This window comes from Peloplasma aerotolerans (genome assembly GCF_030012175.1).
In the GTDB taxonomy this organism is placed as follows: Bacteria; Bacillota_I; Bacilli_A; order Acholeplasmatales; family Acholeplasmataceae; genus Peloplasma; species Peloplasma aerotolerans.
Genome location: NZ_JASCXW010000005.1, coordinates 23676 through 49742, shown reverse-complemented (window position 1 = coordinate 49742; position 26067 = coordinate 23676). Strand labels below are relative to the sequence as shown.

Below are 26067 nucleotides of genomic sequence, written 5' to 3'. Positions count from 1 at the left end.
GTAAGACAAAAAAAGGACCAAAACGGTCCTTTTTTCATAACTTTTTTTGTTAATTATCTTGTGGTTCATAATCAATGATTTCTTGATAGCCCCATGCTTCATCATATGCTTGTTCAATGATGGTAATCGTAACATAATACTTACGGGGAAGAACTGAGTCTTCTAAGAAAAATTGACTGCCATCAATCGATACTTGTTGAACTTGGACACTAAATGTATAACCAACAGGTAAGTCAACATAGATTAAGTAAACTCCGTATGCGGTGGTTTGGAACTGGTTATTGATATAACTATCTGTTGTTGCATCATAATATGATAAAGCATTCATAGATAAAATCATATCGTTGATTGTACAAGGTGTTTCTTCATCTAGAACACGACATACATTGATCTTAACAAATATTTTATCAAAAATCTCATCAGTATCATTAATCACTGTCAAATTAAATCTAATATTATTCGTAACATCTTGAACCGCTACAAAATAATCCGTATAATTTGTAGGATTGTCATCATAATCATGTGCATAGACACGATATTGAATGTACTTAATCACACCATCTGTTCCTTCAAAATCTGTTGTTAATAAGATACTTTGATACTCATAACCTATATTTTCTTGATCAACAACACGTCGGATGATTGCTCCATCAGGTAAGATAAAGTTTGGTGTATAAGCAGTTAATGAAGTTCTTTGCACTTGACCAATAATCCAATAATCAGGTAAGTTTGCATATTCACCATAGAAAATACCAGTTGTTGGCAAGACAGACATTTTTCTTGTTTCTGGATGTTGTAAGTAATTGATATACATTGGTTCATTAATAACTTCAGTATCAACAATCGTATTAAAGCCAGAAAATACTGTATCAGATACAAACGTAATATTTAAAAGCATACTCTCATTATTCTTTAACTTGTGTGCAGATATTGTATCAAATACATATACCCAAGTAAAAGACTGACCCCAAAGATTAATCGTATATTCATATTCAGCATGTGTTTGATAATATCCAATAGGTGTGTTTTTATTAAAATCCACTTGATAACCAATACCAGAAATTAATGACATGAAATAATGTTGATTTTCAATTGCTTGATCAACTCCATTTTCTGGCGTAAATGTAGCATATATATTGAGAACCTCATCATGTGGAAAATAAATACGATCTGTATCTAGCTCAACACGTATGGTTGGTGATTCATTATAACCAATCATTAAATCTCCATAAGGTTTTTCAATTTCACCACCATTTTGATAAACAAATTCTGGTGTCGTTGATATTTCATTTTCTTCTAAAACATGGGTATATGTAAATGGCGTACCATCTTCTGCTTCAATATCATATGTGATTGTATAGCGATAACGATAACTATCTATCATGGTAATTGATAAATCAACAGAAATCAATGTAGCAAAAGGAGATATCGTCATATTTTCTAAATAATCAGGCAACAACCCATTTGTCAAATCTTCTTCATATATGTTTGTTAGTGATTCTAGATTTGTAAAATTGACAATATGAGTACTTTCATCTGATGTTAGGTAATGAATCCCAAATGGTATATTTGAGAAAATATTTCCATTTTGAGGAACGACAACTTTTCCTTGATAGGTAATATCCAGCAAGAATCCATTAGAACTTTCAATTTTACTAAAGTGAATCATCGCGACTTCACCAGTAACAAGCTCAAGCTCAAGTCGATAAGCACCACTTGGTAGTTTATCAGTAACCTCAAAATCAATTACAGTTACCCCTATCCCCCAAACACCTGTTAAGTTATTAAATTGGTTCTCATTAACAACAACACCACTTAATAGGATATAAAGTGATCTGTCAATCATTTCATCAGTTACATCATGATATAAATTGATTAATGGTAAAACATTGTATTCATTAGATGCATTTAAAATACTGTAAGAGAAACTTAGTACACCTAAATCTCCATCTTTTTCATAATGGATATCTTGTGTGGCAATGACGTCTCTAAAATCACTATATGATGGCATTGCATTGATACCATTAACAGATAATGTATTTAAGCTATCTAAATATTGATCAGCAGTTCTAATAATTCGAATTTGATAATCTCTATAAGTATTAGGGTTCATACCATCGTATTGATCAGAAAAAACTCTTACTGATCCATAATGATATTCTAATTTGTCAATCAACTCACCAGTGGTCGCATCATTTAGACTATCATATATACCATAGGATAACGGAATGGTTGTAGAAGTTAAGATAGGAGATCCGTTTTCATAGAAGGTTGCTCCATTAGCTAGCATGTAAGTATCTGGTGCTAAATTAGCTTGGAAATAAACACCAGCATCATCAAAAACTGTATTAATGCTTTGTTCTGATTCAACATAAGTAACAAGTTCTTTACTTGGACCTACATATTCATAAGTTCCATTAATGTAATAGGGTAATGTTTGTGTTCCTGGGTTAGAATGCGTGACAAAACGATATGCTCCATATCCTGGATCTGCAGGTGTTGCAGTACTTCTTGTATATCCTGTAGCAATATAACGATAGTTGCCTTGATTACCTGTCCAGCTATAAATATGATCAACATGTTTATGAACATAATTTAACCCTGGAATATTTGAAAGTACAGGTGATCTTGAATAAACAGGCACTAATATTTCATTGGATCTATTGTATTCTATTTCGTATTGAATAGAACTGAAAGTAACATGATGTGTACCAACAGTATCATATGGACCAATCGCTACGTAATCATCGCCAACTTTTTTATAATCTCCAACCCATTTATAAACCCAGTCACCTAAATTAGCATCATAGTAATCTGGAACTTTACGTCCAACACCTTCTGATGCTTCTACGAAACTTGTTGTCATAACTTGACTAGATGTAATGTGATTGATGATTGATGCATTACTTGGCAAATAATAAGTAATCATGCCACGATCTTCATCAATGATTGGTTTCTTCAACGTTAATCCATTTTGAATTGGATTGCCATTTGAATCAACTTGCATAATTTCTAAATCATAAATTGTCGTTGCATAAGTCATTTCTAATTGGCTCATACCAATCGTTAGTTTATAGATAATACTATTAGAATCTTCTTTAACTCCAAGCCATGTTGTATCAGGATCCTCATTTAAATGATGTGGATTAAGCGTTTCTAAATCAAGATGATCTGGAATAAATATCCCATTATTAATCCCTTCACTACTGGACAAAACATAGAGTCCCATATATGTATTTGATGTGTTTTCTTCTAGTCGGTCGACTAAATCACTATTAGCTTTATCTAAAGGCATATAAGCAAAATAGTTTTTTAAATATTGATCAGGACCAGATGTTCTTACTGGTAATCTTCTAAAGATAAATAGTGGATTGAAAACACCTGCTGTTGTTTCATCCATCTGATACTTTGGTATTGGCATCCCGTAAATAGCAACTTTAGGATGCTCTCCTAGTTCTTTAGGTGTGAATGGTGCAATCGATTGATCATTTAAATTGGTTGTTGATAGTTTTTCTACAATCGCAGTTAGTAAAGTGTTACCTTGACCTCTAGGATCCCCACCAGCGAGATTTGGATCCATCGTTGTTGCTGGTGCATTACCTAGCATGTTTGCGATTGAATCAAAGTTATGATTAAACCCAAAGTTAATTAAATCAAGTGGGTATAAAGCATAAGATGAATTTGATAAGAATTCCCAAGTTGTTGTTCCAGTATGGAATTTACCAATAAATGATGAAAATGCATTGAATGAAGTTCTTGTTGGAATACTCATCATATTGATGGTGTAATCTGAAACATATCCAGTTATTTGTCTAGTTTTCCCGTAATTCATATTATTAGCAATATAGACTTGATTAGATTGGATTGTTCCAAATCTATTTAAATAGACAAATCCAAAGATACCCGCAGCTAAATATTTAGAATACGCATTACCGTAGTTGATGGTATTCATAATGGTTAAAAGACCTGAGGCAAATATACCTGAGGCTTTTGATCTTGTTTCACTTGTTATGGCATATGCTGATTCATCGTTACCACTAAAGGCATAAATGTCGCCATAGTTAATGCTAAATAGGATCTTAGCGTATTTACTGAGTGTGCCACTACTTACAACAGATAAGTTCGCATTTAAATCATTTCTTACAACAATACCTGAAGCATGTGCAAAACCGTTAGTTGTTAAAGATAGCGCTTCTACTCTACCGTAGTTTGCAGAGTCTTTGACTTGGGCATATTGACCTGCAAGTAGGTATGATATACCAGCAGATGCGACTTCACCATTCGTTAATGCGATATCATTATGATTGATGATATTCCCCAAATTGATTGCTGTTGTTAATAATGATTCATTAATCATCACGATTCCTGATGCTCTTGTTGAACCATTAAATGATCCATCAATGAGAATGTTCCCATGGTTTAATACGTTATCTATTGAACCATGAATGCCTGTAATATTCTCAATAGACATATGATTAATATCGTGCTCTGAAAAATAGTTTGTGTTTTTGTTAGCGTGTGTAACACCAGATGCAAACACATTAAAGTTAATGATTGTTGCTTGATTTTGAATGATAGAGATATGACCGCCATTGAAACCATTGTTTGCTGTTTTATTTTGGCTAACTTCTTCAAATAGCCCATAGACATATAGATTACCTGATGCAAATGTCGTATTATGATTGAATTCGATATTGATATCTCCTTCATTACGTAAGTGTTCATAATCCATATTTGAGCCTAAGATGTTACCTGATATTTTTACAGTTTGATCTGTAATCACATTTTCTGTAACCACATTAATTAAACCAGTATTATAGGCTTGTGTAACTGAAGAATTTGTCGTATTTTCTATAGATAGAACACCAGCATATTGATTGACTAAACTCATGTCAATTCCGACATTTCTATCATTAAATAAGCCATAAAAAGCTGCATCAACTTGATCAGCTATAACAACTCCAGCCATTCGTATATTAAACTGTCCTAATTCACTTTGATTAAAATTGTTACCACTTGGTAACACCATTCTTAAGCGTCCATTATTGGTAATGCTAACAAATTCATATCTAGATTCAAGTTCTTTATTAGAACCATCAACAAAGCCAAATCCAGCTAAAGTCAGTGTTAAAGGATTATTTACAATCACATCAACATTACCTTCATTGTAGATTTGCTTAATCGCACCTAATTGATTCGAACTAAGACCAATAATACCACCTGCATATAAAGTATGAAGATATCCCATTTCATCATGTGATAAAACCAATCCTTCATTGATGACTTTTAACATAGAGTCGATTTGACCAAAACCGATGATGCCTCCAATATAAGTTACTGATGTGTTCATATTTAAGTAACCTAAACCAGTTATGTCTAACGCATTATAACCATACTCAACCGTTAAGCCATTTGATCGTCCTACAAAACCTCCGGTTGCACTTCCACTACTTTTCGCATGATAGGACTGCAAATCGTGAACTAATGTTCCATTGGTTGATGCATAATCAATCAAGCCACTACCTTCACCAACGAGACCACCGACATAAAGTTTTGTCATATCTGATGGTGATTGGACCACATGAATGTTTCCATGAACGTGTACATTATGAATCATTCCAGAATTCATTTGTCCAGCTATTGAACCAACTAGAATTTTCGCTTTATGTGTATAGTTGTTAATACCACTCGTTTCGATTGAGTAATTTACAAAGTTAATATTTTCAACCGTTCCAAAGAAAGACGAGAATAGAGCATAACTTGCAAAGTTACCAACTTCTGATGCAATTGTGATTCTTAAATTAAGAATCGTATGGTAATTAATATCTCCACCTTGACTTGAATTTCTTTCATAAAGTCTTGTAGATTCACTAGAAACTGAACCTGACAATGTTCCAGTAAAGGCAACTCTTGCTGCTTGATAAGCGGTTGCTGAAACCTGATTCATGTCAATATCATGTGTGATTTGATAATGACTATCTCTAAAATACCCTGAAGTATTCAAAAGCTTATTCATGTAAACAAAGTCAACTGCATTTGTTATATACATTTTGGTTTCATTAACTTTTAAGCCTTGTAAGATTGGATATGTATCATTTAAAGTTAGTAACGCATGACCGTTTGATCCATTTGCCAGTCCATGATATGAATCATTGAAGAACCAATCTTCAGAAAAATAAGTATGATTTTGAAAGGCTTCAGTTGTTAAACCGATACCAATTGTTGTTATCGTATCAACACCTACTAATATAGATTCATCATAATATACATGATTCATTGTTCCTAGATTTAAGTAAGACACTACGTGCGTAGAAATGTTGTCGACGACTGCTGAAGATTTAATATGTGGCGATGCGATATAACTATATCTAAAAGTACCTTGATTAATGGAGACTAATCCTGAGATATTAAATGCCCCTTCGACATTCAATCCAGCTGTTGTTCCTCTTTCATCGATCACATAAACATTTTCAATTAAACCGAAATTTTCTCCAGCAACGATGGAAACGTGATCCATAATTCCCCATTCAATAGGCTGGATAATAATTGGATTGATAAGTCCTAGATTTTTTACAACACCTGTTGAACTTACTCTTGAAAACATAGCAAAAAATCTTAACCCAGGATAATTATTATTATAGTCATCCTCGCTTAAAATTGATTGGAAAAATAGATTGGTAATTTCATAACCTTGTCCATCAAAAGTTCCTGTAAATGGTTCTAAGAAACCAACAGGTATATATCGATAACTAATGTTTTGTTGAACAATTTCATAGTAATCGATATGTCCACCGAGCACATAATTTAATGATAAATATGCTGTCTTATGAGGACCTCTACTGAGTTCAGAAAACATATATAGATCATAAGCAGATTCAATAACATATTTCTTATTAACATCAATTGAACTAATGGATTCAATAATATCACCAAATGGTACATATTGACTTTCAAAATTTACATCCGATTGAGGAACAAATCCTAAATCATGACCCTTCCAAGAACTTGATTCTTGATAATCAATACCTTTAATGCCATGAAATCCTAATAGGTTAACTAAAAACAAAAAAGCGACAGCAATAAAAAGACTTAAAATCATTTTCTTTAACATGATTCTTTTCATTCTGTCACCTCATTTCTTTTAATTAATTATTATCCGAAGAAGTTTGGTTCAATACCCCATTTTTCTGCGAATCTATTGGCTTGAACGACATCGACAATCATGTCAATGTAGACAAAACTCATTTCATGGAAAACCTCATTAGATCGTGTTGGATAACGATCACCACTATTAATAAAATGAACTACTGTTGTTTTATTCTTAGGAATAATTTGATTGATATATGTATAACCTTGTAAATCATATAAAGCATTGAGTGATGGGTCAACTTTGAGTAATGAAAATGGATAATAACCACTACCTTTTGGCGTATGATATACATTTTCAATAACTGGAGCAATCGGATACTCAGGATTTTGGTCTAAGTATATTCTTGTAAGCTCCCATTCATCTTTTAGCTTGATTCTAACTCTTGCTGCTACTTCTGGAGTTATAGCGATATCAATTTTTAATTTTCCAATATAGTTTTCACTTTCAGGATCATACGCATTAACGATAATGATCTTCTTATCAGCATCATAAAAGGGACTTTCTATGTTGATAACTTCATCATTAAATGATGCAAAAATTTCAACCGTAAACTCACCTGTAACAACGATAATGCCATGATCTTGTTTCTTAATAAAGTAAGCATAAACAACAAGTAATGAACTTGATAGCAAGAGGATAATCACGAGTGATAATGTCATTAATCTAGTTTTTAGTCGAAATGTCATTATACCACCTCGCCTTTAGAGTTGATGGTATCAATGAAAATACTAAAACTATATATCATATCCAAATATGACTCTGGATCGGTTAACTCGTCATAATCTCCCCAAAATATGATTTGGAATGTTAGTACGTCGGATGCACCAATAACAGTGTTATAAATATCATCTAGAACTAAAGTATTATGGTCCATGATAGCAAGTAATTGCTCTTCTTTCGTAGCATAACTAGATATAACTGAAAGAATCATGGATTGATAATTTGTACTGATATTTTCAGTTCCGCCAATATTAACACCATCTAAAACTAGAAAGTAAAGTAAACCATCAATAGTTCCTTCTTCGGTTAAAACAATTTTGTTTCTAGTTAAAACTGAGCGATCAGAATTTTGAATCGTAATCGTCAATGTGGATGCCATTAAATCAAAATGACCTGTTGTATCGTCTATCAAATCTTTTTGGTAGTCGATAAAGGCTAAATCTTCAAGCAAAATATTGTCAACCAACAATTGATCATTGGCAGCAGCTGTAATCGATATTTCTCCTGCTTCAAAAGTAGCAAGTGATTTTTTTTCTACATAAGTAAACCATGCATAAGTCACAGTTGCAATAGATGCTATTAGCAATGTAATGGTTATGATGGATATCAAATATTTTCTCATCGACTTGCCTCCTTTCGACGGTTTATAAAAATACAAAAAGCCAGCCGTATCTAAATAAATAGATGCAACTGGCTACCGTTTATAGGCCCTATAGCTTTGCGTCACTAGGTTTCCCTAGTTTTGCCCTTTTTTATGTGATATATATAATATATATATATATCTTTGATTTAATTATACTTCAAAAAGCTAATTATTTCAATAGTTATGACTCGCTTTTGTCCTTATTTTTAGCTTTTTCTTCTTCCATGATTTGATCTTTTATTTTTTGTCTTTCTTTTTCTCGAAGTGACTCTAAATCTTGTTGATGTTGCTGCTCTAATTCTGCCTTTTTCTCTTTACTAATTGTCCTAATGATATGAGTTCCTTCTGTAACGAGTAACACAATTAAAACAACACTGAGTAATCCAAAAATAAGATTTCTTGAATTTACTGCAATACTTGCAATCGGTTTCAAGAAAGTTATTTTTGAATAATAGATACCTTGGAAATTTTCTTCGGTTACAGGTTCAGAATCTGCAAATTCATTATTGTCACCTTGAGTCTGATATCCTCCATCAGGATGCAAACCAATGACTCTATGGATAACAAGTATTTCTACACCACTTACCTCACTTTGAAAAACAACCACATTACCAATTTCGATTTCATCAAAACTTGCAGATCGAACAATAGCTATATCATAACGATCCAATGAGTCATCTTGATCACCAATCATTGAATCTGTTGGGATGATTGAAAAGGTATATCCAAAAATATATAAGGGTTCATTGTTTCTCATAGCTCTAGAACCTATAAGCATAATTGCGATGGAAAAGATAAAGATTAAGATGGCAATAGTTGTAAAAGTATAAGCAATTATCTTTTTCATGTGTGACTCCTTTAAGAATAAATGTTCATAAATATAAAGTTGATAATAAATAGTTGATTCATAAAAATATTGCTGTTTTCATGTGATACACCATCAATTGTTTGACCATAAATTTCAGGATCAAAATATATATCAAAGAAAACGATAAGAATAGAGTTGCTTGTATTTTCAACACCCATAGGAACATTGGCAATAAGCGGATAAATACCATCATGGTCGTATTGAAAATGTTGAGCATAATAGACAACTGGATCATGGTCTTTATAATCACTAGATTCTACATTGTTATTAATATATGTTAGTTTAGTGACTTCATAAAAGAATGCTCTTTGAATTTTATTTTGAGGGATATCAAACCCTGCTGAAACTAAACCACTTAAATCAAGTTTTAACATTCCACCAGCTGCACCAACGCTTACTATACGAATTGCGAAAGAAAATCTTTCACCAGGAGCAACATACCCATCAATCAAATGTGAATACGTTGGATTAGGAATATATTCATAACATAAATCTTGACCTATGGAACACACATTATCAGTTAAAGTAGGGTTTAAACTACCTGTATGCGTTTCATCTTTATAAACATAAAACTGATACTCTGCTTCAACACCTGCAATTTGTGCTACTAAATCTGCTTTTGATATGTTTGTCAATGTAAACCAAGCATAGATCACTGATGTTAATATGGCTAATGAAAGGATAAAATATACGACTGAAATCATAATCAAACGATTAAGTGATTGATATTTTTTGTTTGACATGAAATCACCACCTATATCCTTTTATTTGCTTAATTTAACCTTTTCTTTCTTGATTTTATCATCCATTTGCTTTTTAATTTTTGTCTTTTCTTTTCTAATACGAGTTTTGGAAGCTTTTTCTAATTTCTTTTGTTCATTCTTTAGGTTGCGCTTTTCATCTTGTTTCTCTTTTCTTGCCTGAGAAACAACTTTTTGTTTTTGAATACGTTGTTTTTCTTTAAGCTTCTTCATTTCTTGCTCATATTTTTCTCTAACTTTTTTCTTTTCAACTTCAATTAAAGCTAATTCTTCTTCTTTGATTCGTTTGGTCTCAAGTCTTAATTTTTCTTGAGCCGCTCGATGTTCTTCTGTCAAGATTTCTTTTTGAGCACTTACGAATTCAAGATACTCAGTAAGAATCTTTTGATTTCTGTCTAAATTTTTTCTTTCAAGTTTTATTTTTTCTTCAATCGCTTGTTTCTTAGATTCTTTAATTGATTTCTTCTTTAACTCTTTAGCGATTTGTTTATCATAATACTCAATTTCTTTAAGCATTCGTTTTTCTAATCTAATGGCATTATTATAATCAACTTCTTTAACTTCTCGAATGATTTTGGCAACCCTTGCTTTATCTTTTGCTTTTAAGTGTTCAGTCTCAAGATCTGTCTTAACCATTCTTTGGAAAAACATATCTTCATCATTATCTTCATCATTAAATTCAAAATAGTCTTCAAACAATGCATTGGTAATTGCTAATGTATCTCGAATAGCTTTTCTTAGTCCAATTTCATATGTCGAAGATTCATCAACGTTTTGATTTAATTTTTCTTTGAATAATTCTTTGTTTTGATCTAGGAAGTATTGATTCATTAGGTTATCTTCAACAACCAATGGATCAGGATTTTTTATAATATCTTTTAAACTCTTTTTGGCGATTTTTGGACTTTTTCTTTGATATTCCATTACATCTAAATATTGATAATGGTCTTCTAATGCTTTTTGATTTCCATAAACTGTTGTAAATGTCGTTAATGCTGTTTGATATATATTTTTTAAATAGTACTTATCAAATGTTAAATTTTGTTCTTTTACATCAATATCAAAACTTAGAGTGTTATATTTATCTAAAAATAACCATAAGTTGTAGCAGTTATTGTAATCAATATTTTTTAAAATAATTGATGTCTTCATAATAGGTGGTGTAATTGGCTTAGCATTTTTAATTTCTTCCATAAACGGAGAAACTCTAATACCATTAACTTTCTTTAATAAATTTTGAATCCGATTTAACACATCGTGATTATATTTATTAACAGTTTCATCACCTAAATCTTCTCTTATTTTTAAATCAATATCCATTTGTATTTCTGTATCACGAATATTGAATTTTGAATTCAAGTTAAATAGCTTATCTTGAAATGAATCCACATTTTCTTTTACGAGTTTATATCGTCTGTTAACAAAATCAAATAGACGTTCAACTAACGTTTTAATAAAGCGATTTTCGTAAATTGCATATTCAATTTCAGCTTGAGTTGTTAAGATCTTTTTAGGGACCACTTGATGATTTCTAATTTCTTTAATCAAATGCGTATTAGCAGCTAAATGACGAATAGAATCACTATTGGTCTTTTTTGCTTTTTCGATTGCTGTAACTTCTTGAAGATACTTCAACCCTGATTTTGGATCTTTTGTTATTTTATCTAAACTTGGAAAATAGGACTCAATCGTCCCTATCCAATCTTCATGAAAAGTTTTGGTTTCAGATATACTTTTTTGAGATAAACTGTTTTCCCCTGATAAAAATGCCTGATAAAAATGATTGGGAAATTCTTCTTCTTTTTCTAGCTCATAAAATGCATCTGTTAGCTGTTCATGAAATTTTCTAAGATCGCTAATTTTTTTCATAGTTCCTCCTAACAAGAATTAGAATTGTTTTTTGATGTTTGCTAAATAAGTTTGACATTCAACAAATGTGTTTTTACCGAACAAACGATCAAGTAGATTTGACAATTCATTGATTTCATCTTGCAAGAATGGAAGGTTTAAGCTTTCGAACTTTCTAAAAATTTTACGTGCTACCATGTAATCCAGTGCTTCATATTCTGAACCACCACATGAAACAAAGACAGGTACAAATGCACGAATTTGCTTCATAATACGGTTACCAAACGTTACTTTTAAGTTCTTGGTAATAAAAGCATCTAATTTTTCTAGATTTTCGACCGCTTTAATGGTCATCGGATGATCTTTATAAGCTTGTCTAAATAGTTCAGACATATAATCATAACTGAAAGTAACGCCTTCTGTTTCAGGTGCATCGATATATGCAGCCTTTGCATTAATTTCAATTGGTGTCGCACGGTCATAGACTTTGTCTGTAATCGTAAACGTTGAATCATCCTTATTTGCAGTCCCAATAAACCAAACATTCTGCGGTAATAACATTTTACCATTTTTTAGGTTCTTTGGGTCACCAGGTTGCATATCTGGAACAATATCAATTAACCATGCATCACTATCTGGCATTTCAAGTAAGGATAATAATTCAGCAAAGTAGTATTCTACACGTGCTAAGTTCATTTCATCTAGGACAATAATACATATATCATCTCTATAAGTTGTTTCATAAATTGCTTTTAAGAAGTCTGTTTCATTGAATTTCTTTGTAAATTCATTTAAATAACCAATCATTTCAGCACGATCTCTCCATGATGGTTGAACAGCAATAATGTCTGAGTCGTTACCAAAAAATTTACCCATCGCGTAAGGAAGAGAAGTCTTTCCGGTACCAGAGATACCTTCTAAAATCATTGTTTTTGATGCTGCCATACCAGCAAAGAATGCTGATATAATTTTACGATCATAAAATAAACCTAGTTTTGAAGCTGAGAAATTAATAAATCTTTTCACTAAGTCGTTTAAGTTGATCATGTCTTCATCTCTCATATGGATCGATGTGACCATGTTTTCGTATTCTTTATCAACTTGAATTAACTTAACAAATCTTGATGGACCTGAAGGTTCATCACCTTTACCATCTTCGCCTAGGATACGTTCTTCATCTTCAGGTGAAATACCTAAATTTGAGACCTTTAATGCTAAAATCTTGTTTTTTTCATCAATTAATTCGACAGTTTTTTGATTTAAGAATGATATTTCTTCGAGTAATTCGTCTTTTTCGATTTCAATGACTGAAAACTTAATATATCTTCTGATTAATTGATATAGTTTGAGAGTCAAAAATACAATAAAAGCCATGTTGATAATAAGAACGAGAAAAGCCATTACCCAATCGAGTAATGAGAAATTTGAACTTGCTAAGATGAAATTTCTAAAAAAATCTGCGACTCCACTAAAAAATAAATCGGAAAATGCCTCAAAAATTCTTCTGAAAAATTCACCGATATTTGCAAAGAATTCTCTAATGAAGTTAATATAGTAACGAGCAAATTCTACCATACGTTCTCCTATAATTCATTACGTGATTTGATTATACTTGTGTTCCCTGTTCTTTTTTCATTTCAGCTAATATTTGCTGACGAATCTTCTCTTTTTCAGATGTATATTGATCCTCAAGTTTCGCATGGTTAAGTGCCATGATGTTCCTAATAAGTACAACACCTTCAAAAATTAAGATCATAACAACAGGTAATATGATAAATAATGCAAATCCTGACGGTGTTTGCAAATAATCAAGTGCGGTACCTAAACCTGAAACAGATGAACGATAAACAGCCAGTGCTTGGTTACTATGAAGTAAACCATCATCACCAGATGTATTATCACCTTTTGTTAAGTAATAAAGTTGATCTTCAATTTGAACAACCTCAATAATTCTATGGGTGTTAAACGCTCTAATATTGGTATCAAAATATGTAACGATATCTCCGACTTGAAGTTCTTTTCTTGTTTGATCGTTAAGCATGTTTACAAAAACCATGTCACCTTTAAAGAATGAATCTTTTAAGTCACCTTCCATGGAATCTGATTGAACAGATAGAAAACCAGCACCAAATATATTGGCAATGTTATCTTCACTTTTGATCTTCATCGTAGCAATTGAAAAACCTATAAGTAAGGCAATCATGCTATAAAATATCGTGTTAAAAACAATCTTAAAGACACGTTTAACAACTTGCGTATTTTTCTTTTCCATATGTACTCCCCAATTGTTTTTTAAACATGGATCTAGTTTTATCCAAGATGGATGGTAAGTACAACTTATTTTTGTAAGCTGTACTTACCCGACTAGAATAATTTTTAAACTCTATTTATTGAAATGTATGATTACTAATTATTAAGGTGCTAAGTAATCGCCTTCAAAGACTAATGATGCATTAATTACTCTATCAAGAATTGAGTTGTATGCATTTGCATCCCAACCTTCGATCCATACTCTAACGTTAACTGTACCATAGTATTCTTGACCAGCTGTTGCAGCAAATCCACTAGCCATATCTAATACTAGAGGTGAAGTTACCATTGAAGTTAATGTTGGAACTAGTTGAACATTATCAGCTCCACCAGGTAAAGAAGCTGTAGAACTAAAGTAATAGTTCATTGCTCCATTAACACCAATTCCACCATTAGTTAAGTCACCTGTTTGACTGGTAACATTACGATCACCAGCAGGTTTTTCATAAGCAAGTGCTATCCCAGTAGGTTCGTTTAAAGTACCAAATACTGAAATTCTCATAGAATCAGATGCATCAATTTCTACTGTACTACCAGCATTCATAAGTGTTCCTGTTTCATCAGTAAACGTTTGGTTAACTATCCAATCTGCTTTAGTGCTTGATAATGAAGCCCCCGTCCATCTAATTTGATTTGATGATGCTGATCTAAAATGGATTGGAAGAACAAGAATACCAGTAGTGGTACCTTGTGATGTAATTGGATTACCAAACTCATCAAGACCTAAAGTTCTAAAACTTCTACCATCAGTTGTTGTTACATGTTGAAATCTAAATGCTCCACCATATGCATCTGAAATATATTGATTAACAGCTGCAGTTGTAAGTGTAGTAACCCAGTTTAATCCATAGTTAGGTTCTGCAGGATTTGGAACACCTATAGCAATCTCGATACCGGTATCAGCAACAATTTGTGCTTGGAATTGTTGTACTTGTGCTGTATTGGTTAACGTAAACCACGCAAATGTCGTAGTTCCCAGTGCAATCACTGTGAGAACGACCGTTAAAATCGATAATACTAATTTTCTTGCAATTTTGTTCATTTTTTCTAGTCTCCTTTTATTTCTCTATTTTTTCTTTTATTTTTTTATTTCTATTAACTTTCGTTAAGTTAATCCTTATTCAATAGCTTTGTCAGCCGCTTTAAATTGTAGTTGGATCAAGACTGTGTCTTTATCGATTGCATCAAATGCATCTGCATCCCATCCTTCTACCCAAATGTTAACTCTAATCTTTGCTTTATAATAAGTTCTTCCTAAGTTATCTACTTCATCAGTTTCTTGAAGTGTTGCTACCCATGATTCATTATCTAAAGCTTGATAAGGGTTATGAGTATCAAATTTTGTCAATCTATAACTTGTTTCTGGAAATGTGTCTGGAAGTTTGATATACCATTTTGTTTTTTGTACAAAGTAACTAAACATGCCAATTGGTACACCATAACCTCTACTTGGATTTTCAGAAGGGTCATATATAAATCTTCTTAACTCCTCTTCATCTCTTTGATCAAGAGGATTTAAATCATCATTTAATTCAATGACTGAAATTCTAATCGCGTCACTAGCATGATAGATTCCAATATCACCTTTTTCGACGATATCATCCATGGTTGCTCCGTTGATAAATGAATGATCTGCTCTCCAACTAACACCTTGAGATACGACGTAAGTTCCTTGAATAGCTGTATTAAAATCTACTTGATCATTGACATTATTAATTAAGTAAATCGTTCTTTCAGGTCTAATTGTCCTAAACCATAAATCAAATGATAAATAGTGTTCATTTGCTATTACGCCTTCAAAATCTCTTAATCCGCCTAATTCAAAGTTGATACCATCTAAACTCGTTAAATCAATTAATCTAATATCTTCAAAAATTTCTGTTAAGACTGCAGTTGGTAATCTATTTGAGAACTCAATACCGTCTATAGAAATTTGTAATTCGTTTCCTGATGATGCTGTTAATGTTAATCCTTCGATATTGTTAATCGTTGCTAAGCTAATCCAGGCATATGATACAGTACCGAAAATAAACATTGAAATAACTAAACCTAGAAGAGAAATATAAATTCTTTTCGTTTTTCTCATCATGATCACCTAGTTTAGCCTATTAATCGTGAAGTTCATTTGCATCTTGATCATGCCACCAAGTAAATCATCTGTTGTATCTGGATCATTACCTTCTAACCAAACAACGATACTAAATTTTTTGACTTGTTCTGGTTTGAGGTTAACAATCATCTTTCTCATAACTGTATTATCTGTTAGAAAGTATTCAGCTTCTGGCATATATTCTGGGTAGAAGTTTCCACTAATTGTATCTCTTTTCATGTACATGGTTTCTACACCATCTTCAATAACCAATATGCGAATACCACGATCTAAGTTGTTATATACCTCCGTGATTCTTATATAGTAGTTAAGATCAACTGTTTCCATTCCTTCGTTTTTCAGATAGAAGGTATAGGCAACATAATCGTGATCTATATCTGTATAATTCCCATTTGTTTGTGTAATCTCATCTAATTTAAGCCATGCATATGTAATATCTCTTGCTTCATTGATTGGATCACTCATTAATCTTGCTGATTTCGTTTCAAACTCTGGATCAGTTGATAGTACAATACCTCTAAGTCTTGCTGCTGTATCAACTGACATGACGAAGTTACCTGCATTTTGTCCATAAAATGTAACAACCCCAAAAACTAATGATAGCATCCCAGTGATGATGATTCCGAGTGAGAATATTCTATTTCTTAACTTTATTCGTCTAATGCCAAGAACTGTAGATAGTCGCATCCTTCATCACTTCCTTTATTTTTACTTACTTTTTAAGAAACAAAAAGCCAGCGTCATTGATATGACAACTGGCTACCATTGAAGGCCCTATAGCTTTGCGTCGCTAGGTTTCCCTAGTTTTGCCTTTTACATTTTTATTGAATTATCGCGCTTTTTTCTTATATTAATAGAAACAAAAAAGCCCGCGTCATTTAAGATGACAACTGGCTACCATTGAAGGCCCTATAGCTTTGCGTCGCTAGGTTTCCCTAGTTTTGCCTTTTACATTTGTATGAAATTACTCATTTCGCCATAATTATATTTCATTTTGCAAACGCTGTCAATACTTTTAACTCATTTTCTTTTTGAACTCTATTTATTTTGATTCTAAATTTTTACCCTTATCTGCGCTATTTTGAAACTTTACTTATGTAAGGTTTTCTCATCATCTTCATAAAATAGAGAAATATTTATAAAAATTTTTTTTTATTTTTTTCATAAAAAAGATAGAAATACCGAAATATTCCTATCATTTTATCATTTCTATTGTTTTATTTTAGGAAGAAAATTGGATTAATTACTGTTAGGAACATAGTCAATAATCTCTTCTTGTCCCCATTGAATCGGTGTTCCATCTTCAATAATGGTTAATGTTATATAATACTTTCTTGGTAACAATGAATCTTCTAAATAAAATGATCGACCAGGAACTTCAACATCTTGAACCCTTAGGGTAAATGTAAATCCTTTTGGAAGTACAGCTTCAATAACATATGTTCCATACATCGTCGTTTGGAACTGATTATTTTCAAATTGTTCAGTTGACTGATTATAATGTGAGAATACACCCATACCCAATATGCGATCTTTTTGACTACATATACCAGTATATCCAACTTCAACTTGGCAAACATTAACTTTAATATAGATTTCACTAAATGGATAATTCGTATCATTTTCAACTGTCAAGTTAAATCTAATGTTATTGGTTATGTCTTGAACTGCTACATAATAATCTGTATAGTGTGTAGGATAATCATCAAAATCATGTGCATATACACGATAAAGAATATAGTTGAGCATATCTCCAACTGGAGAAAAATCTGCTGTTAACTCTTCAGATTGATATTCAATACCAACATTCATAAAGTCAACGACTTTTCTAATTACTGCGCCATTTGGAAGTTCAAATGATGGTTGATATACAGTTAGATTTGTTTTTTGAACTTGTCCAACAATCCAATAAATCGGATAATGATCATAGTCTCCATAATAGATACCTTTTGTAGGTAGCACAGTCATTTTTCTTGTTTCAGGGTTTTCTAGGTAACCAACATACGTTTCAACTGTCATTTCTGCAATATCCACGATTGTATTAAATCCTGTGAAAATAGAGTCTGAAACAAACAAGATATTTTTTAATAAACTATCACTATTCTTAACTTTTAAAACAGTAACTTCCTCAAACTCAAATGTCCATAATAGCAACTCTCCCCATAGGCTAACTTCAGATGTATAGACATAATTAAACTCATAATAACCTAAAGGCATGTTTTGATTGAAGTCAACGCTATAACCAATGCCACCTAAATAAGTTATAAAGAAATCGACATCTGGATAACCTATTGTTTGATCTGTTGGTGTCATGGATGATGATACATTGAGTGTTTGTGTATCTGGTAAATAAACATTGGTTAAATTAAATTCAACACGTACTGTTGGAGCATCCATATATCCGATAACGAGTTCATCAAATGGTAAATCAACTTCCCCACCATTATTATAAATATAAATCGGGTTTGGATTGATATCATATTCTAACAAACGATGTGTGAAACCACTTAAAGTACCATCTTCTGCTTCAATAGTGTATAGGATATCGTATTGATATTTATATCCTCCAATTTGAGCAATCGATAAATCAATACTAATAAGCGTAGAAAACGGTGAAATTACTAAATGATTTAAATAACTAGGGATATTGTTTTCTATGTCTAAGTAATCAATATTCGATAAACTTGATAAGTTAGAAAAATTGACAATTTCAGTTCTAGCATCAGATACATCATAAAAGATACCATAAGGAATCATTGAAATTTCTATTAAACCATCTGGATGAATCACTTCATTTTGATAATTAAATTCAACAATAAATCCGTTAGAACTCTCTATTTTTTCAAAAAATATGGTTGCGACTTCTCCAGTAACAAGCTCTAGTTCTAAACGATAAGACCCACTTGGAAGTAAATCTGTTACTTCAAAATCATAGGTCACATAACCATTTCCCCATACACCTGTCAAATTATTAAAGACATTCGTGTTTTCTACAACACCTTTATGAAGCAAATATAAATCTGATTCTATCATATTTGATGTGATTTCATCATACAACGACACCAAAGATAAAATATTATATCCCGTAGCCATATTCATCGTTTGATAGCGCACACTTAAAACACCATTTGAGCCATCAGAAATAAAATTGATATCAACAGTCGATGTTATATCTCTAAAGTCTGTAACTGTCGGTATTGCGTCAATTCCATTAACATGTAAAGACTCAATATCTATTAAACTTTGATCAGCTGTACGAATGATTCTAATGTCATAATCGCGATATGTTTGTGGATCTGCTGATTCATAGTTTGATGAATAAATTCTAACTTTGCCATAATGACTTTCTAAACTATCAATTAAATCATCATTTGTACTATCATGAATCACATCATAAGCACCAAATGATTTAGGGATTGTAATCAGTTCTAATTGTGGCATTCCATTATTCAAAAGTGATGCACCATCAGCAATCACGTAACTTCCTGTTGCTGTACTTGCTTTAAAGTAAACACCTGCATCTTCAAAAATTGTCATCGTCTCTGATTCTGAACGCATATAGGTGACGATGGCTTCATGGGGTCCAACATACTCATAAACTCCATCACCATAAATTGATGCTGGATAAGGTTCAACAACTCTTTTATATGCACCATAGCTACCAAGAACTGTTGAAATACCAGTGACAGTATGTCCGGTTTGTGTCCACCAAAAGTTATGTGAAACGTAACGTTGGTAATGTGGTAAATGTTTAAAGACTTGATTCAATATAGATTCTGCTTCTTGTGTTTGATATGTGTAAGTAGCGTTTGTCACATAGTTTTCTGAATTCTTACTTTCAATCAATATAGGATCAACAGAAAATGTTAAATTGACTGTCCCAGTTGAATGATAGGGACCTATTTCTTCATAATAATATCCAACTTTTTGATAATCACCAACATACTTATAACTCCATGTTTGCGAAGCTTCATCATAAACATAAGGTACTTTTCTAACACCTTCCATACCTTGAGATGCTTCAACGAAACTATAGGTCGATTTGGTTTGTGATGTTAAATGGTTTAATATTTGTGCATTACTAGGTAAATAATAAGTAATTAAACCTCTTTGTTCATCAATAATTGGTTTTTGCAGTGATAACCCATTTTGAATTGGATTTCCACTTTCATCAACTTGCATGATTTCTAAATCATAAATCGTTGTTGCATAAGACACTTGAATTTGACGCATACCGTGCGTCAACTTATAGATAACACTGTTTGTATCACTAGTATCACCTAACCATGTCGTATCTTCGATTTCACCATAATATGGATGTAGAGCTTCTAGATCCATATGGTCAGGCATATAAATACCATTTGCAACTCCACGACTACTGGTTAAAACATAAAGCCCCATGTATTCCTGTGTTGTATTCGATTCAAGTTGATCAATTAAAACACTATTTGCTTTATCAATCGGTACATATGATATATAGTTTCTCAAATACTGATCAGTTCCAGTAAATGATACAGGTGGTGTTTTTAGGATAAAATTTGTGTTGAAAATTCCAAAACTAGTTTCATCTAATAAGTAACTATGAATAGCCTTACCATAATTAGAACCTTTTGGATGTGTACCTACATAAAATAATTTAAATGGTTCTTTTGAGCTGTCTGTATCATTTGTAGTTGAAAATTTATTGATAATAGCTAATAAATCTGAGTTTCCTATACCGTTATCGGCTAAATTATCGGCTAGTGTAAATTGTGGTGCATTGCCTAACATATTGCCTAAATCATCAAAGTTAACGATGTACCCAAAGTTTATATTGTCAATAGGATATAATGCACTAGAGGATACAGATAAGAATTCCCATGATGATGTTCCTGTATGATATTTACCGATAAATGAACTAAAGGCATTATAGCTTGTTCTCATAGGATATGAAGTCATATCTATATTAAATGTTCCATCATAACTTGTGATTGCTCTTACTTTTCCATAATTGATTGCGTTTGCTAAGTAAACTTGAGTTTTAGCGATTTCACCAAACTTAGGGAAGTCAACAAACCCAAAAATACCAGCTGCTAAATATTTTGAGAAAGTATCTCCATAATTAATCACATTCACGATACTTAATAAACCTTGACCAAAAATACCAGATGCTTTAGATCTCGTCTCATTTGTTATGGTATATGTTGATTCATCAACACCACTATATGCATAAACATCTCCATAGTTAATACTAAACAATATTTTAGCATACTTATGATTTGTACCTTGAGTTGTATAACTTAAATTTTCTAAACGATCATTTCTTCCAACGATACCTGATGCTGATGTATAACCCTGATCTGTTGTCGAAACTGAAACAATATCACCATAATTTGCTGAGTCTTTAACTTGAGCATATGCACCAATCATCATATAAACAATACCTGATGACTCAACTTCGTGATTTAAGACCTGAAGATTATTTTTATTTTGAATTGAACCTAGATTGATTGCTTTAGTAAGCAATCCATAATTATGAAGCAGAATACCTGATGCTCTTGTAGAGCTATGATAATCTCCTACAATCGATAAATCACCATCATTAATAAAATGATTCATTGATCCTGTAATATCAGTAATTTGAATCGATGTTGGATCGATATGGTGTTCATCCATATAATTTGTATTTGAATGTTTGTAACCAATACCTGATACCCATATATCATGATAAACATCAACTGATGGTGCTTTTGATATCGTGATGTCTCCTCCATTGAAACCATCGTTTGCAGTCATATCTTGACTAACATCTTCAAACAAACCAAATACATATAATTGACCATTGTTATTCAGTGATGCATTGTTAAACGAAACATTAATGTTTCCTTCATTTCTCAAATGCGTCATTGAAATATTAGACCCCAATATATTCCCAGACACTCTAATATTTTCTTTAACTATAGTATTTTCTGATGTCAATGTAATATTTCCAGTGTTATAAGATTGAGTAATTGATGATTTATTAGAGTTAGAAATAATTAGATTTGAACTATATGCGTCAATTAAACTTAAATCCAGAGATATACTTCTTTCATTAAACAAGCCATAAAAGGATGCATCAACTGCATCAGCAATAATTAAGCTTGATATTTTTATATCCATTTCACTTAACTCTAATTCCGTAAATTGATTGCCGTTTGGATGGTTTAATGAAATGATGCCATTATTCGTTAAGCTTCGGTAGAGATATGTTGATTCACTAGCATCCAAACTACCATCAACTGAACCAAATCCAGATAGACTTAGCGTCATTGGATTTGTCATATAAGTGGTTATAGAACCTTGATTGTATACTTTTTCTATTTCATTATTTTGACTCATTTGTAGTCCGATAATACCACTGATATACAGTGTATCCATATAGCCTAAAACATCGTGAGACTTAATATGTCCTAAGTTAACTACTTTAGTTAAACTATTTACTTTTCCGTATCCAATCACTCCAGATACATAATGTTTTGATGATACATGATTTGAATAACTCATACCCATTACATCAAAGCTATTAATGAGATTTTCTATGGTTATACCATTCGATTTAGCGATGATACCTGCAGTAGAACTTTCATTGTTCTTAGATGCATAGATTTGTACTCCATGTGTTATTGTTCCTTTAGTAGAGACATTTTTTATTGTACCTGAACCTTCACCAATAACGCCTCCAGCGTATATTCTAGTTGTAGAGGTTTGAATAGATATTATATCAATATCACCTAGAATATGAACATTTTCTATTCTGCCATTGTTCATTTGTCCAGCAATTGTACCGATTAAAATTTTTGTTTTATTCGTATGAGTTTGCAAGTCGTTTGTTGTAATTTCAAAACGAACAAAATTGACATTTCTAACAATTCCAAACAATGAAGCAAACATCGCATAACTAGAAAAATTACCTACTTCTGAGGCATGACATATTTTTAATCCTATCACTGTGTGATAATTAAGATCTCCACCTTGATCAATACTTCTTTCATAAAGTGAACTTTGTGGTGTGCGAAGTGCACTTGAAAATTCACCATTAAATCCAACACTTGCACCTCGATATGCACCTCGTGCAATTTGATTCATATCAATATCTTTTACAACTTGATAATGTCTAGATCTAAAAAATCCTGATAGAACCAAAAGCTTATTCATATAATTAAACTCAATAGCGTTACTTATTTGCAAAACACCTTGATCATATGATAAACCTTGTAAAATTGGATATGTATGGTTTAAGGATGCTTGTGATTCTTCATAGACTTGCAAAGTTAATCCTAAATAATGATCGTTAAAGTACCAAGCATTAGAAAAATATGCATCATCTTGAAAATCTTCTGTACTCAAACCAACAACATGATTGGTTAATCCATTGATATCTCCATAAATACTTTGATCATAATATGATTGTGTAACAATTCCATAATTTTGATGCATAAAGACATTAATCGATTGAAGATTAACGACAGCATTTGATTTAACATAAGGAGTTGCTATAAATGCATTGCTAACAGTTCCTTGATTAATAGAAATCATACCAGATACATGAAATGCACCTTCAACATGGAAACCAGCAGTTTCCATTCTTGTATCAATTAGGTAAACATTTTCGATGTGTCCATAATTTTCACCAACTAAAGCTGAAGCATGATCCATGATTCCCCATTCAATTGGTTGAATAATAATCGGATTAATCAATCCTAAATTTTTAATTGTTCCTTGAATCCCAACTTTAGAAAACATTGAGAAAAAACGCAATCCTGAATATTGATTGTTATAAGTTTCTTCATCTAATATCGTTTGAAAATACAAGTTTGATATTTCAAAACCCTGTCCATCAAATGTTCCAACAAAAGGCTCTATAAAGCCTATTGGATGGAATCTATGGTTAATATTTTCTAATACAGTATCATAGTAGTCAATATTATTACCTAATACATAATTTAAACTCAAATAAGTAATCTTATCTTCACCCAAACTAAGTTCTGACAGTTTATATAAGTCATAGGCGTCTTCGATAACATAATAATGATTCATATTAACTTCTTGTGTTGATTCTATGATGGTCTTAAATGGTTGATATGAACTTTCAAAAGGGATATCTTCTAGATGACTAAAATCTAAATCGTTTCCTTTCCAAGGACTAAACATTTGAACGTCATATGCACCTATTTTTGAAAGTCCCACAGAGTTTATAAACAAAAAAAGTGAAACCACGACAAAAACAAGTAAGACGATTTTTTTTACAATTGTTTTTGTCATATTTTCACCTCTTATTCTGTATAAAATGTTTGATCGATCCCCCATAATTCTACGATACGATTTGCTTGAACAACTTCAATTAGAAAACCAAGTTTAATATAAACTGTTTCTTCGAAAATATTATTCGAACGTACTAAAAACCTGTCTCCACCGTCAATCAAATGAATCATTCTTGGCTTACCATGTTGAAGAACATCATTAAAATAGGCATAGCTATCTAAATCAAATTTAACATCAAATGTTGGATCAACTTTTAACAATGAAAACGGATAGTATGTCTCATCTTTAGCAGTATGATAAATTGATTCAACAACGGGATCAACTGGATATTCAGGGTTTTGATCTAAGTAAGTTCTTGTAAGTTCCCATTCATCCATAATTTTAAAACGGACACGAGCAGCAACTGCTGGTGTAATTAAAACTGATATTTTAAGTTTCCCGATATAGTTTTCGCTATTTGGATCATAACTATTAACCAGGACAACATTTTTTTCTTGATCATAATAAGGACTATCAATTAAAATGGCATTGTTATCAAAAGAGATAAAGATTTCTACTTCAAACTCTCCTGTTTGTAAAGTTATGCCATACGCTTTTTGTGAGACATAATAAGCATAGGTAATCGCAAAAGATGATATCAATAATATCAAATATAGTATGGTTATGATTACCCATTTATTATTTAATTTTCTCATATCTAACTCACCTCACCTTTTGAGCTTACAGTATCAATAACGAAACGAAATGCATAGACTTGATTGAGATAATTGGTTTGATCAACCACTGCATCATAGTCTCCCCAGATTGCAATTTGCAAAAATAGGACATCATCTGATTTGGTTATTACTTGATATAAGTCATCTAGTACTTGTTGATTATAACTACTAATCGCATTCAACCGATCTGCTTTAGTCGTTAATCCATCAATAATAATTCCAATGCGTTCATGATAGTTTTTTGTAAATGTATAGGGTTCTTCTAAATTCATGCCATCATAGACAATTAAATAAATAAGACTATCATCATTAGATAAATTCTCAAATTGAATTTTGTGTTTTGATAATGGAGATCCATTAGGAATTCTAACGACAATTTCAATTGTTGATGACATATAACTTAACATACCGGTCTGATCTTGAATTAAATCATTTTCATAATCGATAAATGATAAATTATCCATAAGAATTTCGTCGATAACAATCGTTTGATTGATTTCCGCGATAACTTCAATCTCGTTAGAAACAAACTGTGCTAAAGACTTCCTATGCACATAAGTAAACCAAGTATACGTTACTCCAGTGATAGAGACAATGATTAAAAAGATAGAAAGTGCAATGATTAAATGTTTTTTCATCAGGATCTCCTTTCTAACTT

At 31.9% G+C, this 26067-nt stretch carries 14 protein-coding genes and 3 riboswitches; all 14 genes read right to left on the bottom strand.

Features of this window, described 5'->3' with window-relative positions; all coding sequences use genetic code 11:
- Positions 1-49: 49 nt before the first annotated feature.
- The 14 genes from QJ521_RS02745 to QJ521_RS02680 all read right to left on the bottom strand — a co-directional run bounded on the left by QJ521_RS02745 (position 50) and on the right by QJ521_RS02680 (position 26047).
- The gene (locus QJ521_RS02745) at positions 50-7123 is read right to left on the bottom strand and encodes a hypothetical protein (RefSeq protein WP_282838888.1); all 7074 of its coding nucleotides are present in this window, start codon (positions 7121-7123) and stop codon (positions 50-52) included.
- Positions 7124-7152: 29 nt separating this feature from the next.
- On the bottom strand, positions 7153-7836 hold the full coding sequence (locus QJ521_RS02740; protein ID WP_282838887.1) for a hypothetical protein: 684 nt from the start codon (positions 7834-7836) through the stop codon (positions 7153-7155).
- Positions 7836-8492 (bottom strand): hypothetical protein, encoded by a 657-nt coding sequence (locus QJ521_RS02735; RefSeq protein ID WP_282838886.1) that lies wholly within the window; start codon positions 8490-8492, stop codon positions 7836-7838. The genes QJ521_RS02740 and QJ521_RS02735 overlap by 1 nt, the downstream gene beginning before the upstream one ends.
- A gap of 60 nt (positions 8493-8552) precedes the next feature.
- Positions 8553-8627: riboswitch (cyclic di-GMP riboswitch) on the bottom strand.
- 67 nt (positions 8628-8694) lie between these two features.
- On the bottom strand, positions 8695-9360 hold the full coding sequence (locus QJ521_RS02730) for a signal peptidase I (RefSeq protein ID WP_282838885.1): 666 nt from the start codon (positions 9358-9360) through the stop codon (positions 8695-8697).
- A gap of 11 nt (positions 9361-9371) precedes the next feature.
- Positions 9372-10124, bottom strand: a complete 753-nt coding sequence (locus QJ521_RS02725) for a hypothetical protein (protein WP_282838884.1) — start codon at positions 10122-10124, stop codon at positions 9372-9374.
- A gap of 21 nt (positions 10125-10145) precedes the next feature.
- Positions 10146-12011, bottom strand: coding sequence for a DUF2357 domain-containing protein (locus tag QJ521_RS02720; RefSeq protein ID WP_282838883.1), 1866 nt, complete (start codon positions 12009-12011; stop codon positions 10146-10148).
- Positions 12012-12029: 18 nt separating this feature from the next.
- The gene (locus QJ521_RS02715; protein WP_282838882.1) at positions 12030-13565 is read right to left on the bottom strand and encodes a hypothetical protein; all 1536 of its coding nucleotides are present in this window, start codon (positions 13563-13565) and stop codon (positions 12030-12032) included.
- A 31-nt stretch (positions 13566-13596) separates the two neighbouring features.
- On the bottom strand, positions 13597-14262 hold the full coding sequence (locus QJ521_RS02710; RefSeq protein WP_282838881.1) for a signal peptidase I: 666 nt from the start codon (positions 14260-14262) through the stop codon (positions 13597-13599).
- A 141-nt stretch (positions 14263-14403) separates the two neighbouring features.
- Complete coding sequence (locus QJ521_RS02705; RefSeq protein ID WP_282838880.1) at positions 14404-15342, bottom strand: hypothetical protein; 939 nt, start codon at positions 15340-15342, stop codon at positions 14404-14406.
- 75 nt (positions 15343-15417) lie between these two features.
- A complete protein-coding gene (locus QJ521_RS02700; RefSeq protein WP_282838879.1) occupies positions 15418-16386 on the bottom strand; it encodes a hypothetical protein in 969 nt (322 codons plus the stop codon).
- A 9-nt stretch (positions 16387-16395) separates the two neighbouring features.
- Positions 16396-17097 (bottom strand): hypothetical protein, encoded by a 702-nt coding sequence (locus QJ521_RS02695; RefSeq protein ID WP_282838878.1) that lies wholly within the window; start codon positions 17095-17097, stop codon positions 16396-16398.
- 60 nt (positions 17098-17157) lie between these two features.
- Positions 17158-17231: riboswitch (cyclic di-GMP riboswitch) on the bottom strand.
- Between the two features lie 61 nt (positions 17232-17292).
- Positions 17293-17366, bottom strand: a riboswitch (cyclic di-GMP riboswitch).
- A gap of 283 nt (positions 17367-17649) precedes the next feature.
- Positions 17650-24693: an autotransporter outer membrane beta-barrel domain-containing protein gene (locus QJ521_RS02690; RefSeq protein WP_282838877.1), complete on the bottom strand. Its 7044-nt coding sequence runs from the start codon at positions 24691-24693 to the stop codon at positions 17650-17652.
- Positions 24694-24704: 11 nt separating this feature from the next.
- Positions 24705-25388 carry a hypothetical protein gene (locus tag QJ521_RS02685; protein WP_282838876.1) on the bottom strand — a complete coding sequence of 228 codons (684 nt, stop codon included), beginning with the start codon at positions 25386-25388 and terminating at the stop codon, positions 24705-24707.
- Positions 25389-25390: 2 nt separating this feature from the next.
- A complete protein-coding gene (locus tag QJ521_RS02680; protein WP_282838875.1) occupies positions 25391-26047 on the bottom strand; it encodes a hypothetical protein in 657 nt (218 codons plus the stop codon).
- Positions 26048-26067 lie beyond the last annotated feature (20 nt).